Raw genomic sequence first — 14,217 nt, forward strand, 5'->3', positions numbered from 1 at the left:
GAACCGTGCCTACCAAGAAGAAGCCCCAGGTGACCGCCACCCCCGAGCGGCGCCGCGAACTCCTCGACACCGCCGCGGAGGTCTTCGCCGAGCAGGGCTACAACGCCACCACCGTACGCAAGATCGCGGACGAGGCCGGGATGCTCGCGGGCAGCCTCTACTACCACTTCGACTCCAAGGAATCGATGCTGGAGGAGATCCTGCGGACCTTCCTCGACGAGCTCTGGGAGGGCTACGACGCCGTCCTGGACGCCGAACTCGACCCGCGCCGGACGCTGGAGGCCCTGGTCACCGAGTCCTTCCGGGAGATCGACCGGCACCGTGCCGCCGTCGCCATCTACCAGAAGGAGTCCCGGCACCTCGCCGCCCAGCAGCGCTTCGCCTTCCTCGCCGACTCGCAGCGCAACTTCGAGAAGGCGTGGCTGAGCACGCTGGAGCGCGGCGTGGCCGCCGAGGTCTTCCGGGCCGACCTCGACATCCGGCTCACCTACCGCTTCGTGCGCGACACGGTGTGGGTCGCCGCGTCCTGGTACCGGCCCGGCGGACAGCACAGCCCCGAGGAGATCGCCCGGCAGTACCTGTCGATGGTGCTGGACGGGATCTCCGTACGCGAATAGCCCATGTCTGCGATAGCCCATGTCTGTGAGGGAGTTGTCATGGCCGAGGCCTACATCGTCGAAGCGGTCCGTACGCCCGTCGGGCGGCGCGGGGGAGGCCTGAGCGGTGTCCACCCGGCCGACCTCGGCGCGCATGTCCTCAGGGCGCTGGTCGAGCGCTCCGGAGTCGATCCGGCCGCCGTCGAGGACGTCGTCTTCGGCTGCCTGGACACCGTGGGACCGCAGGCCGGGGACATCGCCCGCACCTGCTGGCTGGCGGCCGGGCTCCCAGAGGAGGTGCCGGGCGTCACCGTCGACCGGCAGTGCGGCTCCTCCCAGCAGGCCGTGCACTTCGCCGCCCAGGGCGTCCTGTCCGGCACCCAGGACCTGGTGGTCGCGGGCGGCGTGCAGAACATGAGCCAGATCCCCATCGCCTTCGCCTCCCGCCAGGCCGCCGAACCCCTCGGCCTCACCGAAGGCCCCTTCGCCGGCAGCGAGGGCTGGCGGGCGCGCTACGGCGACCGGCCCGTCAACCAGTTCGCCGGCGCCGAGATGATCGCCGCCAAGTGGGGCATCAGCCGCCGCGACCAGGAGGAGTTCGCCCTCCGCTCGCACCGGCGGGCGATCCGCGCCATCGACGAGGGCCGCTTCGCCCGCGAGACCGTGGCCCACGGCGAGGTCACCGTCGACGAGGGCCCGCGCCGGGACACCTCACTGGAGAAGATGGCGGGCCTGAAGCCGGTCGTCGAGGGCGGCACCATCACCGCCGCCTGCTCCTCCCAGGTCTCCGACGGCGCCGCCGCGATGCTGCTCGCCTCCGAGCGGGCGGTACGGGAGCACGGGCTGACCCCGCGCGCCCGCGTCCACCACCTCTCCGTACGCGGCGAGGACCCCATCCGCATGCTGTCCGCGCCCATCCCGGCCACCGCGTACGCCCTGAAGAAGACCGGCATGTCCCTCGACGCCATCGATCTCGTCGAGATCAACGAGGCCTTCGCCCCGGTCGTCCTCGCCTGGCTCAAGGAGACCGGCGCCGACCCGGAGAAGGTCAACGTCAACGGCGGCGCCATCGCTCTGGGGCATCCGCTGGGGGCGACGGGCGTGAAACTGATGACGACGCTCCTGCACGAACTGGAGCGCACCGGCGGCCGGTTCGGCCTCCAGACGATGTGCGAGGGCGGCGGCCAGGCGAACGTGACGATCATCGAACGGCTCTGAGGCCCAGCGCGCCGAGAGTCTCGTCCGCCTGCGCCATCACCCGGTCGACCAGCTCCTTGCACGACGGCAGATCCTCGATCACCCCCGCGGCCTGTCCCGACGCCATCACCCCCAGGTCCGTACGCCCGTCCACCATCGACGCCTTCAGGAGCATCGGCGTGTTCGCGGCGAGCAGCACCTGGCTCCAGGTCAGCTCCTTGCCGTGCCTCATGGCGAGACCGTCGCGGACCATCCGCGACCAGGAGAGCCCGGACATCCTCCGGAACCCGGCGGCCCGGCGGACGGCCCCTGCGAGGCCCCTCGCACGGCCGGACCTCTCCAAGGAGTCGACGAAGTCCGTGCGCAGCATGCGATGGGGGAGGCCGTCCACGGCCGTGGTGACCGTGACGTCCCTGACCGTGGCCGCCAGGTACTTCGCCTTCACCGCGGCCGGGACCGTCGAGTCCGAGGTGAGCAGGAAACGGGTGCCCATGGCGATGCCCGCCGCGCCGTACGCCAGCGCCGCGACCAGCCCCCGCCCGTCGTGGAAACCGCCCGCCGCGACCACCGGGATGTCCACCGCGTCCACCACCTGCGGCAGCAGCACCGTCGTCGCGACCTCGCCGGTGTGGCCGCCGCCCTCGCCGCCCTGCACGATCACCGCGTCCGCGCCCCAGGCGGCCACCTTCTCGGCGTGCCGGCGTGCCCCGACGGAGGGGACGACGACCACGCCCGCCTCCTTGAGCTCGGCGATCAGCTCGCGGGAGGGCGCGAGGGCGAAGGACGCGACCCGCACCCCCTCCTCGACGATGATCCGCACCCGCTCGCCCGCGTCCCCGGCGTCGGCTCGCAGATTCACGCCGAACGGCGCGTCCGTACGGGACTTGACCTCGCGTATGGCTTCTCTCAGATGGTCGAGGGTCATCGTCGCGGAGGCCAGGATGCCCAGCGCCCCCGCGTTCGCCGTGGCGGAGACCAGGCGGGGTCCGGCCACCCACCCCATACCGGTCTGCACGATGGGGTGAGTGACACCGACGAGGCGGGTGAGCGCGGTCTCCATCAGCTCCTGACCTCTCGGTCCCGGGCGCCGCCCGGATCGATGACTTCGCGGATCAGTCTCAGCTCCTGGGGCATCGGTTCACGGGTGCGGGGCACCTTGTCGGGGACCGACAGCCGAAAGCCCGTCGCCTCCCGCACCTGCTCCACCGTGACGCCCGGGTGCAGGGAGGCGAGGCGCATCGAGTGGTCGGGGGTGGCGAAGTCGAAGACGCCGAGGTCGCTCACCACGCACGGCACGCGGTGGAAGCGGGTGGCGCTCGGGCCCGCGGCGGCGGCACGGTCGTACCCCACCCCGCACACCATGTCGACCCGCTCGACGAAGACGCGCGGCGAGTGCCTGGGGACCCAGTAACTGGTCGGGTTGTTCAGGGTGTTGACCGGGGCGCCGCGCACGCCGAGCAGCTGGCGCGTGGGCCTGGACCAGTCACCGATGCAGGAGATGTTCTGGTTGCCGAAGCGGTCGAGCTGGCTCGCGCCCATCATCACGTGCCGACGTCCGCCGGTGACCATGGTCAGGTGCTGCCGGTACGGCAGCCAGCCTTCCGGGGTGCCGTCGAGACCGACGAGCATCGCCTCGCCGTCGGTCAGCAGCAGATCGGGGGAGAAGGTGCGCTTGGCGAGACGGGCGCCGATGGAGGGGATGGGGCCCATGGGGCTGGCGAGCACCTCGCCGTTGTCCCGCCAGGCCTCGGCGCAGGCGATCACGCAGTACTCGGCGCGGGTGACCCCGGGCGCGGGGGCGCCGGGGGCGGGTACGGATGCGGGGCTCATCGCTGCTCCTCGTGCCAGGCCCGTACGGCGGACTGGTAGGCCTGCTCGTCGCCGGCGAGGAAGCGCGCGGCGAACTCGGCGTACGGCGTGGTGGCGTACAGCTTCTGGAAGGGCTCGTCGCGTCCGTGGTCGGGGGCGCAGGACGTGAAGTGCGCGCCGTTCGGAGTCTCGACGACGCCCGTCACGCTCGACCGCTTGAGCAGCAGGGTCTGCGGGGCGGCCTCCTTGGTGAGCTCCGCCGTGTCGACCACACGCTCGCACGAGACGTACGCGGCGTCGGCCGCCTCGCAGAACAGGTCGTCGAAGTACGGGTCCGGGCCCAGATACTGGCCGTTGCCCAGGCGGTCGGCGCGGTTCATGTGGACCAGGGCCGCGTCCAGGCGCAGGGCGGGCATGGCGACGAGCTCCTCCCGTACCCCCGAGGAGGCATCGGCGTACGGCGAAGTGACCGTGCGCAGGCCGGGGTTGACCCGCATCACGTCCGAGCCGAGCCCGGCCCGGACAGGGAGGAAGGGCAGACGGTTCGCGGCGGCGTGCAGCCCCCACATGAACATCGCCTCGTCGACCTCCATCAGCTCGAACGCCCCGCGCTCGCGCGCCGCCCGGTAGTGCGGTTCGAGCGGGATCGAGTCGAGGGTGGTGAAGGCGGTGACGAGCCTTCGGATCCGGCCCGCGGCGGCGAGCAGGCCGACGTCCGGGCCGCCGTACGACACCACGGTGAGATCGGTGATCTTGGTGCGGAGCAGTGCTCTCACCAGGGCCATGGGCTTGCGGCGCGAGCCCCAGCCGCCGATGCCGAGGGTCATCCCGCTGTGGAGCCGGGAGACCACCTCGTCGGTGGTCATCGTCTTGTCGCTCACCTGTCGCCCCCCTCCTTTCCGAAGGTGTCGCGGACACGGTCGGCGACCCCGCTGAGGTTCGCCTCGAAGGTGAAGCCCTGCTCGAATCGGTAGCTGCGGCGGACGTCCACGGGGTCGATGCCGTTCAGCGCGGCCTTCGCGAGCCGGATCAGCTCGCCGTCCTTGGCGGCGATCTCACGCGCCAGCTCCAACGCGGCGCCCAGGAGTTCCCCGCGCGGCACGACCCGCCACACCGAGCCGTGCGCGTGCAGCTCGGCGGCGGTCGCCGTGCGCGAGGTGTAGTACAGCGCGCGCACCAGGTGGCCCGGGACCAGGCGGGCCAGATGCGTGGCCGCGCCGAGGGCGCCGCGGTCCAGTTCGGGCAGGCCGAAGGTGGCATCCTCGCTCGCCACGATCGCGTCCGCGTTCCCCACCAGCCCGATCCCGCCGCCCAGACAGAAGCCGTGCACCGCCGCGACGACGGGGACCTCGCACTCGTAGACCGCGGCGAAGGCCTCGAAACAGCCGCGGTTCGCCCCTATGAGCGCGCGATGGCCTCCGCTGTCCCGGGTCTCGCGCTGCATCTCCTTGATGTCCACGCCCGCGTTGAAACCGCGCCCCTCGGCCGTCAGCACGACGCACCGGACGCCGGGATCGCGGCCCGCCGCGCGCAGGGCGTCGGCCAGGTCGAACCAGCCGCGCACCGGCAGCGCGTTCACCGGCGGGAAGTCGACCGTGACGACGGAAATCCCCTTTTCCGGGGACGAGGTGGAGACACCCATGGACGCATCAGCTACCTTTCCACCTCAGGACTATTCCACCAAACGTTTGTTAGGCGCACTCTCGAAGCTAGCAGTGAATGCATCCGGGCGGGAGGCCCTGTGGACAACCTGGATCTCGGGGGCAGGACCGTCGTCGTCACGGGCGGCACCCGTGGGGTGGGGGCCGGGATCGCGCGGGCGTTCGTCGAGGCGGGCGCGGACGTGGTGATCTGTGCCCGCAGACCCCCCGACGTACCGCTGGAGGGCACGGAGTTCGTATCCGTGGACCTCCGCGACCCGGCCGCCGTGCACGCCTTCTTCGCCGCGCTGCCCCGGCTGGACGTGCTGGTGAACAACGCGGGCGGCGCGCCCTACCGTCCACTGACGGAGGCGGACGCCGAGCGCCATGCGCGCGTGATCGAGCTGAACCTCGTCGTGCCGCTGACCGCCTCGCTCGCCGCGTACGAGCACCTCAGGCGGGCGCGGGGATCGATCGTGATGATCGGCAGCGTGAGCGGGGCGCGGCCGTCGCCCGGGTCGGCGGCGTACGGGGCGGCCAAGGCGGGCCTTGCGAACCTGGCCCGTTCGATGGCCGTCGAGTGGGCTCCCGACGTCCGGGTCAACACCCTCGTCGTCGGCATGGTCCGCACCGAACTCTCCCATCTGCACTACGGCGGCGAGGACGGCATCGCCGCCGTCTCCCGCACCGTCCCGCTGGGCCGTCTCGCCGACCCGTCCGACATCGGCGGGGCCGCGGTCTTCCTCGCCTCGGACGCGGCGAGGTACATCAGCGGGGCCTCGCTGCTCGTCCACGGCGGCGGCGAGCGGCCCGCCTTCCTGGACGCGGCGACCGCCAACAAGGCCGGCACGTCCGGCAAGGCCGGCACGTCCGACAAGGAGGACTGAGATGAGTGGACCGCTGCTGTGCGAGGGGCGGGTCGTGATCGTCACGGGCGCCGGGCGCGGACTCGGCCGCGCGCACGCGCTCGCGTACGCCGCCGAGGGGGCGCGGGTCGTCGTGAACGACCTCGGGGTGGGCCTCGACGGCACGCCCGGCCCGGACAGCCCGGCCGCGCGGGTCGCGGAGGAGATCCGGGCGGCGGGCGGGCAGGCGGTGGCCCACGGCGGCGACATCGCCACCACCGACGGCGCCGCCTCCCTCGTACGCACCGCGCTGGAGACGTACGGGAGCCTGGACACCCTGGTCAACAACGCGGGGTTCCTGCGCGACCGGATGCTCGTCAACCTCGACGAGGACGACTGGGACGCCGTGCTGCGCGTCCACCTCAAGGGCCACTTCCTGCCGCTGAAGCATGCGGCGGCGCACTGGCGGTCGCAGGCGAAGGAAGGCCGCACACCCCGGGCCAGGGTCGTCAACACCAGCAGCGGGGCGGGCCTGTTGGGTTCGGTCGGACAGGGCAACTACAGCGCCGCCAAGGCCGGGATCATCGGGCTGACCCTGGTCGCCGCGGCCGAACTGGGCCGCTACGGCGTCCAGGTCAACGCGATCGCCCCCGCGGCCCGCACCCGGATGACCGAACGCGCCTTCGCGGACACCATGGCGGCTCCCGGCGCCGACTCCTTCGACGCGATGGCCCCCGAGAACGTCTCCCCCCTCGTCGTCTGGCTCGGCGCGAGCGCGAGCACCGGAGTCACGGGCCGCGTCTTCGAGACCGAGGGTGGCCGCATCACCGTCATGGAGGGCTGGCGCCCGGGCCCCACCGCGGACAAGGGCGCCCGCCGGACCCCGTCCGAGGCCGGCGACACGGCCCTGAAGCTGTTGGCGGAGGCGGAGGTTCCGGGGGCGGTGTACGGGGCGGGGTAGGAGGGCGGAGCAGGGGGCGCGTCTCGCCCTGACGGCGCCTCGTTCAAGGGTTCAAGGGTCGGACGGGCTAAGGGCCGGCGGAGTCCAGCCGCGCCAGCGCGCTCGTGGCCCGGTCGCGGATCAAGGGGTCGGTCGCGCGGGTGAGGGTGTGCAGGATCGGCAGGCCGTGGGGGTTGCCGAGGCGGCCCAGTACGTCCGCGCCGAAGGCCTGGCGGAGGGGGTCGGGGACGGCGCACCACTGGACCGCCGCCCGGAACGTCTCCTCGTCGCCGCGCAGGCCCAGTGCCGTCGCCGCCTCGGTCCAGTCGTCGTTGCCTGGGTCGGCGGGGCGCAGGGCGCGGGCGGCCAGTTCGGGGGCGGGCGCGGCGATGCCGAGGGCGGATTCGAGGAGGGTCGCTATCGCGGCGTGGCCCGTCTGCTGGTCGTCGCTCGCGACGGGATCCCCGGCCGGGCCGAGGAGTTGGACCTCGACGGTGATGCCGCCGTCCTCCGGGTAGCGGTGGGTGACGGAGGGATGGCCCGGGCCCCAGGTCTCTTCCAGGCCCGCGCGCACTTCGCTCTCCACGTCGACGGTGAGCCGGCGGTGGGCCTCGGCGAGCGCCGCCGACCGCGCCCGCGCTCCGCGCCGCAGGAGGGCGCGTACACAGCCGGGCGAGCCACGGCGGGCGGCCGCGACGAGCGGGGGCTCACCGGTCGGGCCCGGGCGGTCGGGGTCCGCGCCCGCCGCGAGGAGCTCCGTCACCACCGCGACCCGTCCCAGCCGCACCGCCCACGTCAGCGCCGTGAACCCGAACTCCTCCACCGTGTCCGGCGCGGCCCCGGCCGCCAGCAGGGCACGTACGACCTCCGTGTGCCCACCGCACGCCGCCCCGCACAGCGGCGCGTCCGTGCCCTGGCTGAGCCGGTCGGGCGCGGCCCCGGTCGCCAGCAGCAGTCGTACGACGCCGGGCCGGTCGCTCACCGCCGCCAGATACAGCGCCGTCTGGCCGTCGTCGTCCACCGCGTCCGGGCTCACACCGGAGCGCAGCAGCCGTACCACCGCGTCCTCGTCACCCTCGTGCACGGCCGTGAAGAGGTGTGCCGCGGGGTCGTTCGTGCTCATCCTTCGACCCTCGCTCGCGAAGGACAGGAGAGGCAAAGTCTTTTGGGGTGTTGTGTCTCACCTCATGTGTCGCACTCCAGCACCGTCCTGCACAGTGTGCAGCGCGCCCGTACCCGGCCCCGGACCGGTACCCGGATCCGCTGGTGGCAGGTCGGGCAGGGGAAGGAGACGCGCAGGGGGCCGCGGCTGTCGGGGCTGAACGCGTAGGGGACGCCGGGGTGCGAGCCCGGGGTGTGCTGGTCCTGGGCGTGCCGCCGGTCCTTCGCGTAGCGGCGGCGGCCCGCCCAGCCGGCCGCGGTCAGCGGGGGCTGCTGCTCGTCACGGCGGGCCTGCGCCATGCCCTGCGTGTACGCCGTGTACGCCTGCGGGCTGGTGAACCAGATCGAGGGGTCCTCGCCGAAGACCAGGGCGCGTTTGGCGAGGACGTAGCCGAACTCCTCCGGGGTGAGGTAGCCGAGCTTCTGTGAGGAGTCGGCGTCCTCCCGGTAGGCGTCGAGAAGCAGCCAGCCCGCGCCGAGGTAGGTCGCCGCGGTGTCCGTGAGGATCTCGTTGTCGCGCGTGCCGGGGAAGTAGAGGTCGAGGCGGTGCAGATAGACGTGCATCACCTCGTGGGCGAGGGCGGCGCCGATGTCCCGGCGGTGGGAGCGGAAGCGGTCGTTCAGTTCGACGAAGTACTCGGGGCCCGCCGTGAGTTCGACGTTGGCCGCCTGGGTCATCTCGCGGAAGCCGATGATCAGCCGGGCGTCCGGGAGGTGGTAGTGGTGCACCATCTCGCGGGCCACGCGCTGCGCGCCCAGATGCAGGTCGTCGATGTCGCCGAAGGCCACGTCGGCGGGGGCCACGCTGGTCGCGAAGGTGTGGATGGTGTCGTACGAGAGCCGCTTGTAGAGCGCGGTGATCGATGCCCGCACCGTGTCCAGATGCGGGAAGCCGTGCTCGACGGGTCCGCCGTTCGCCACGTCCGTACCCCCTGAAGACGCCGGGCCTCCTGCACTCCACTCTAAGCGCGGTTCCGGTGGGTGGCGGGGTGCGGCTGGCCGAAATGGGGTTCTTGTCGGAGCGCTCCCGTGTCTAAATAATTCGTAAAGGCTTGGCGGGTGCATGTCACTCGGTGCGTGCGACGGCTGTCGTGTCGTGCGGCCTCGGTGTGACCCCGTCGGGCTTCCAACCCCCCACGAGAGGAAGCACGTTGAAGTCTCCGAAGAAGTTCACGGGCATCAAGAGAGCCCTCGCCCTCGGTGCCGTCACCCTCGCCACCGTCTCGCTCCAGCCCGTCTCCGCGCAGGCCGCGCCCACGCCCGTCGTCGGCGGCACCCGCGCGGCGCAGGGAGAGTTCCCGTTCATGGTCCGGCTCTCCATGGGCTGCGGCGGTGCGCTCTACTCCCAGCAGATCGTCCTCACCGCCGCGCACTGTGTGAACGGCTCCGGCAACAACACCTCCATCACCGCCACCGCCGGCGTCGTCGACCTGCAGAGCGGCAGCGCGATCAAGGTCAAGTCGACCAAGGTGCTCCAGGCTCCCGGCTACAACGGCAAGGGCAAGGACTGGGCGCTGATCAAGCTCGCCTCGCCCGTCAACCAGCCCACACTGAAGATCGCCACCACCACCGCGTACAACAACGGCAACTTCACCATCGCCGGGTGGGGCGCCGCGCGCGAAGGCGGCGCCCAGCAGCGCTACCTCCTCAAGGCCACCGTCCCCTTCGTCAGCGACGCCACCTGTCAGCAGGCGTACGGCAGCGATCTCGTGCCCGGTGACGAGATCTGCGCCGGGTTCGTGCAGCAGGGTGGGGTCGACACGTGCCAGGGCGACTCCGGCGGGCCGATGTTCCGCAAGGACGACTCGGGGGCGTTCATCCAGGTCGGGATCGTCAGTTGGGGGCAGGGCTGTGCGGAGCCGGGGTATCCCGGGGTGTACTCCGAGGTCTCGACCTTCGCCGCCGACATAGCCAGAGCGGCGTCCACCCTGTAGAGGCCGTGTCCCGATTCCCCGTCCGGCAGTAGTCGTTCGGGTGCGGGTGGGCGGTGGCTGGTCGCGCAGTTCCCCGCGCCCCTGAGAGCCTCGGTCGTCCGGGGTTCGAGGGGCGCGGGTCCTGCCTCACCCACCCGCGTCTTCAGCCCGTCCGGTGTGTGAGGACCGGCGCCGCCGGCGACGCCTCCTGGAGCTCCAGGACCCACACCTCGTTGGCACCCTCACGCAGCACCGGCCCGGGAACGTACAACGACCGCTGCGGCCCCACCGACCAGTACCGCCCGAGACCGAACCCGTTGACCCACACGAACCCCCGCGTCCAGCCCGGAAGTTCGAGGAAGGCGTCCCCGGCGCCACGCACCTCCACGGTGCCCCGGTACAGCCCGCGACCGCCCTCCGCAGGCAACCCCCCGAACGGCACCCGCCCCACACCCCCACCGTCGAACGCGTCAAGACGCAGCCCCCGCGCCCGCACCCCGTGCAGATACTGCCGCTCGTGCAAAATCCCCCCGGTGATGCCCTTCGGCTCACCCGAACGCGGACCGTAGTTGACCCTCCCCAGGGACTCCACCCACGCCTCCACGCGCGCGTGCCCCGCGACAGGCTCCTTGAGCCTCGGGTCCTCCTCAGTGAGCACCCCGGCCGCCGCGCCGTCCACGTACACCACCGCCAGGTCCCGCAGCCCGCGCAGCAGGAGGGGGTACGGCTGCCGCGGGCCGGGAACGGTCACCTCGTACTTCACCAGGCCCCGGTCGACGTCCAGTTCCTCGAAGGTGGGCGGGACGGGGTACTCGGCGTCCCGGCCGCCCAGTGTCTCCAGCACGGCGTCCAGGGCGGCCCACTCCCGAAGGTCCACGGTCGCGCCCGCACCGAGCGGCGCGGGCGCGGGCGGCAACTCCGGCAGCGGCCCGTCCGCGTACGCGGCCAGGACCTCCCTGAAGCGCCAGAACTTCTCGGTGGGGCGCCCCAGTTCGTCGATGGGCGCGTCGTAGTCGTAGGAGGTGACGTCCGGCTCCAAGGGCCCCTCGTGCAGCGCGCCGCCGCCCCGGTTCGCTCCCGCCCAGCCCGCGAAGTTGGTACCCCCGTGCGCCATGTACAGGTTGACCGAAGCCCCGCACTCCAGGATCTCGCGCAGCGCCTGTGCCGCGTCCCCCGCATCCCGTACGACGTGCTCACCGCCCCAGTGGTCGAACCAGCCGCACCAGAACTCCATGCACATCAGCGGCCCCTCGGGCCGGTGCCGGCGCAGCACCTCGAAGGCCGCGCGTGCGCGGGAGCCGAAGTTGACGGTCGCGAGGACACCGGGGATCGAACCGCCGCCCAGCATGTGATCCTCGGGACCGTCCGAGGTGACCAGCGGAACACTCACGCCCTTGGCCCGCAGCACGTCCGCCAGGCGCCGCAGATACACCTGGTCGGAGCCGTAACTGCCGTACTCGTTCTCGACCTGCACCATCAGCACCGGCCCGCCGCGGTCGATCTGCCGCGGCACGATCTCGTGCAGCACCTGGTGGAACCAGTGCTCCACGTGCCCCATGTACTCCTCGTCCCTGGTGCGGAGCCTCCCCGTCAGCCAGTGCGGCAGCCCCCCGTTCTCCCACTCCGCGCAGATGTACGGACCGGGGCGCACGATCGCCCACAGGCCCGCCTCCCGTACGGCGTCCAGGAACCGGCCCAGCGCCTGGACGTCCCGGTACTCGCCCGGGCGCGGCTCGTGCAGATTCCACGGGACGTACGTCTCCACACAGTTGAGCCCCATCGCCCGCAGCATCCCCAGCCGATGCCCCCACTGCTCCTCGTGCACCCGGAAGTAGTGCAAGGCGCCGGACAGCAGCCGCACCGGGCGCCCGTCCAGCAGAAAATCCGTGTCCCCCACCGTGAACTCGCTCATGCGCTCACCCTCACCTCTGGCGGCGGGCCGCGTCCATGGACAAAGATCAGCTCTGGTTGGACCAAAGAGTGACGCCGGCGGCAAAGACGCGGAGGAGGGGAGGAGCGCGGATGCACCACACCTGGATGCGCTATTTCTCCCCCGCTCCCGTCCACCACCGGCTCGGCCTCGCCTGCCTCGGCGTCGGCCTCCAGCACGGCGAACTGCCCACCGTCGGGCCCCGCACCCTCGACCACCACGTGGCCGTCGTCGTCAGCGCGGGCGGCGGCTGGTTCCGGGGCCCCGACGGACACCACCACACCGTCACCGCGCCCGCCCTGCTCTGGCTCACCCCCGGCGTACCCCACCACTACGGGCCCGACCCCAGCTGGGACGAGTGCTTCGTCGACTTCACCGGGCCCGCCACCGCCACGTACACCGAACTCGGCTACATCGAACCCGACCGCCCCGTCGTGCCGCTCTCCGACGCCACCGACGCCCGCGCCACCGTCGGCCGCATCGCCCGCGCCGCCCGCCGCGGCAACCCCCTCCTCGAAGTCGAGACCGGCGCCGCCGTCCACGAACTCCTCGTCGCACTGCGCCGCGCCCGCGCCGACCTCGCCCCCGACGGCGACCCCGTCCTGCACGCCCTCGCCCGTGACGCGTTCCAGCCACTGTCCGTCGCCGAGCACGCGGCCCGCCACGGCATGACCCCCGCCGAACTGCGCGCCGCCGTCCGCCGCGGCGCCGGCCGCAGCCCCAAGGACTACCTCCTCGGCATCCGCCTGGGCCGCGCCAAGGAACTCCTCGCCGCCACCGAACTCCCCGTCGCCGCGGTCGCCCGACGCGTCGGCTACGACGACCCCGCCTACTTCTCCCGCCTGTTCACCCGCCGTGTCGGCATGGCCCCCGTCCGCTTCCGCGAACAGCAGGGCCGCACCCTCCCCGGCGGCTGGAGCGACCGCATACCCGACCCCGACGATCCGCCCATGATCGAGCCCCGGCACGCCACGTAGGGTTGGTCCCCATGACCATCAGCAACACCGGCAACACGAACGACGGGGCGGGCGACGAGGTCGACCCCGCCGTGCGCGCGGAACTCGCCCGGCTGCGCGACAGCATCGACAACATCGACGCCGCCGTCGTCCACATGCTCGCCGAACGCTTCAAGTGCACCCAACAGGTCGGCCATCTCAAGGCCGCCCACCAACTGCCGCCCGCCGACCCGTCCCGCGAGGCCCACCAGATCGCCCGGCTGCGCCGCCTCGCCGAGAACGCCAAGCTGGATCCGGCCTTCGCGGAAAAGTTGCTGAATTTCATCATCGCCGAGGTCATCCGCCACCACGAGAGCATCGCGGACGGCGCAGGGCGCGGCGCGTCGGCCACGGGGGAGTGACACCGGGTGCCCCCAGCGTGCATCCTGCGTGAGCACTCCCTGTCAGGTGTCAGGCCAATGGCACATGCCGGCCGACCGTCCGTACGGGCCCCAGGGCACCCGCCACCCGTGGCACCCGCCACCCGCCCGTACCGGGCCGGGCCGGCATGTGGCCGATCGAGGGGACGTCGGGCCATGCAGTCGGATGCCAAGATCCTCATCGTCGACGACCACGAGGACACGTTGTACGCGCTCGAAAGCGCCCTCGCCCCGCTGGGCCACCTCGTGACCCGCGCGACCAGCGGCGACGACGCCCTCAAGGAAGTGCTGCGCGGCCAGGTCGGACTGCTCCTCCTCGACGTGCGCACGCCGGGCGTCGGCGGCCTCGACGTCGTGCGGTACATGCGCCGTGTGGAACAGACCCAGCACATCCCGGTCATCCTGCTCACCGGCTTCGGACCGGACACCGAACTGTCCGCCAGCGCGTTCGCCCTCGGCGTCGCCGACCTCGTCATGAAACCCGTCGACCCCTGGACCCTGCGCACCAAGGTCCGCTACCTGTACGACACGCACCAGCGCCACCGGGCCCTACAGGCGGAGGTGCGCGAGTTACGCGCCCGGACCAGGAAACGCGCCTCACCGCCCACTCCGGGCCGCCCTCACCCCGACACCCGCGTCCCCCCGCAGCGCGACGGCCACACCGACGCACGGGAGACACGGGGCACGCGGGATGCCCGGGACACACGGGGCACGCGGGATGCCCGGGACACACGGGGCACGCGGGACGCACGGGAGCAGGACCGCACCGCCTGATTACGCCGATCCCGCCGTGCCCATGCCGGACAAACAC

The 14,217-nt window shown here is 72.3% G+C and carries 15 protein-coding genes; 8 read left to right on the top strand and 7 right to left on the bottom strand.

Going from position 1 to position 14,217, the window contains the following annotated elements; translation table 11 throughout:
* The first annotated feature begins 5 nt into the window (after window positions 1-5).
* Window positions 6-617, top strand: a complete 612-nt coding sequence (locus ACFVWD_RS28955) for a TetR/AcrR family transcriptional regulator (RefSeq protein ID WP_099923177.1) — start codon at window positions 6-8, stop codon at window positions 615-617.
* Between the two features lie 39 nt (window positions 618-656).
* Window positions 657-1,814, top strand: coding sequence for an acetyl-CoA C-acetyltransferase (locus ACFVWD_RS28960; RefSeq protein WP_389600272.1), 1,158 nt, complete (start codon window positions 657-659; stop codon window positions 1,812-1,814).
* On the opposite strand, the gene ACFVWD_RS28965 is transcribed toward ACFVWD_RS28960, so the two are convergent.
* The 4 genes from ACFVWD_RS28965 to ACFVWD_RS28980 are packed head-to-tail and all read right to left on the bottom strand — an operon-like array spanning window position 1,798 to window position 5,244.
* Window positions 1,798-2,853: an NAD(P)H-dependent flavin oxidoreductase gene (locus tag ACFVWD_RS28965; RefSeq protein WP_389600274.1), complete on the bottom strand. Its 1,056-nt coding sequence runs from the start codon at window positions 2,851-2,853 to the stop codon at window positions 1,798-1,800. The genes ACFVWD_RS28960 and ACFVWD_RS28965 overlap by 17 nt on opposite strands.
* Window positions 2,853-3,623, bottom strand: a complete 771-nt coding sequence (locus ACFVWD_RS28970) for a CoA-transferase subunit beta (RefSeq protein WP_389600275.1) — start codon at window positions 3,621-3,623, stop codon at window positions 2,853-2,855. The genes ACFVWD_RS28965 and ACFVWD_RS28970 overlap by 1 nt, the downstream gene beginning before the upstream one ends.
* The gene (locus tag ACFVWD_RS28975; protein WP_190170220.1) at window positions 3,620-4,483 is read right to left on the bottom strand and encodes a CoA transferase subunit A; all 864 of its coding nucleotides are present in this window, start codon (window positions 4,481-4,483) and stop codon (window positions 3,620-3,622) included. The genes ACFVWD_RS28970 and ACFVWD_RS28975 overlap by 4 nt, the downstream gene beginning before the upstream one ends.
* On the bottom strand, window positions 4,480-5,244 hold the full coding sequence (locus tag ACFVWD_RS28980) for an enoyl-CoA hydratase family protein (protein WP_389600277.1): 765 nt from the start codon (window positions 5,242-5,244) through the stop codon (window positions 4,480-4,482). The genes ACFVWD_RS28975 and ACFVWD_RS28980 overlap by 4 nt, the downstream gene beginning before the upstream one ends.
* A 108-nt stretch (window positions 5,245-5,352) precedes the next feature.
* Between ACFVWD_RS28980 and ACFVWD_RS28985 the strand changes: the two genes are divergently transcribed.
* Window positions 5,353-6,129, top strand: a complete 777-nt coding sequence (locus ACFVWD_RS28985; protein ID WP_389600330.1) for an SDR family oxidoreductase — start codon at window positions 5,353-5,355, stop codon at window positions 6,127-6,129.
* A gap of 1 nt (window position 6,130) precedes the next feature.
* Window positions 6,131-7,048: an SDR family oxidoreductase gene (locus tag ACFVWD_RS28990; RefSeq protein WP_389600279.1), complete on the top strand. Its 918-nt coding sequence runs from the start codon at window positions 6,131-6,133 to the stop codon at window positions 7,046-7,048.
* A gap of 67 nt (window positions 7,049-7,115) precedes the next feature.
* Here ACFVWD_RS28990 and ACFVWD_RS28995 read toward each other — a convergent pair whose 3' ends face one another.
* A complete protein-coding gene (locus ACFVWD_RS28995; protein WP_389600280.1) occupies window positions 7,116-8,150 on the bottom strand; it encodes an ankyrin repeat domain-containing protein in 1,035 nt (344 codons plus the stop codon).
* A 62-nt stretch (window positions 8,151-8,212) separates the two neighbouring features.
* On the bottom strand, window positions 8,213-9,109 hold the full coding sequence (locus ACFVWD_RS29000) for a hypothetical protein (RefSeq protein WP_385386730.1): 897 nt from the start codon (window positions 9,107-9,109) through the stop codon (window positions 8,213-8,215).
* A gap of 230 nt (window positions 9,110-9,339) precedes the next feature.
* Between ACFVWD_RS29000 and ACFVWD_RS29005 the strand changes: the two genes are divergently transcribed.
* Window positions 9,340-10,122 carry a S1 family peptidase gene (locus ACFVWD_RS29005; RefSeq protein ID WP_389600282.1) on the top strand — a complete coding sequence of 261 codons (783 nt, stop codon included), beginning with the start codon at window positions 9,340-9,342 and terminating at the stop codon, window positions 10,120-10,122.
* A 142-nt stretch (window positions 10,123-10,264) separates the two neighbouring features.
* Here ACFVWD_RS29005 and ACFVWD_RS29010 read toward each other — a convergent pair whose 3' ends face one another.
* A complete protein-coding gene (locus tag ACFVWD_RS29010; protein ID WP_389600283.1) occupies window positions 10,265-12,013 on the bottom strand; it encodes a beta-galactosidase family protein in 1,749 nt (582 codons plus the stop codon).
* Between the two features lie 110 nt (window positions 12,014-12,123).
* Here ACFVWD_RS29010 and ACFVWD_RS29015 point away from each other — a divergent pair, with 110 nt between their 5' ends.
* The 3 genes from ACFVWD_RS29015 (at window position 12,124) to ACFVWD_RS29025 (ending at window position 14,180) form a co-directional block, all read left to right on the top strand.
* On the top strand, window positions 12,124-13,008 hold the full coding sequence (locus ACFVWD_RS29015) for an AraC family transcriptional regulator (RefSeq protein WP_389600284.1): 885 nt from the start codon (window positions 12,124-12,126) through the stop codon (window positions 13,006-13,008).
* An 11-nt stretch (window positions 13,009-13,019) separates the two neighbouring features.
* A complete protein-coding gene (locus tag ACFVWD_RS29020; RefSeq protein ID WP_389600285.1) occupies window positions 13,020-13,388 on the top strand; it encodes a chorismate mutase in 369 nt (122 codons plus the stop codon).
* 174 nt (window positions 13,389-13,562) lie between these two features.
* Complete coding sequence (locus ACFVWD_RS29025; RefSeq protein ID WP_389600287.1) at window positions 13,563-14,180, top strand: two-component system response regulator; 618 nt, start codon at window positions 13,563-13,565, stop codon at window positions 14,178-14,180.
* The last annotated feature ends 37 nt before the right edge of the window (window positions 14,181-14,217 follow it).

Source organism: Streptomyces sp. NPDC058086 (assembly GCF_042885015.1).
In the GTDB taxonomy this organism is placed as follows: Bacteria; Actinomycetota; Actinomycetes; order Streptomycetales; family Streptomycetaceae; genus Streptomyces.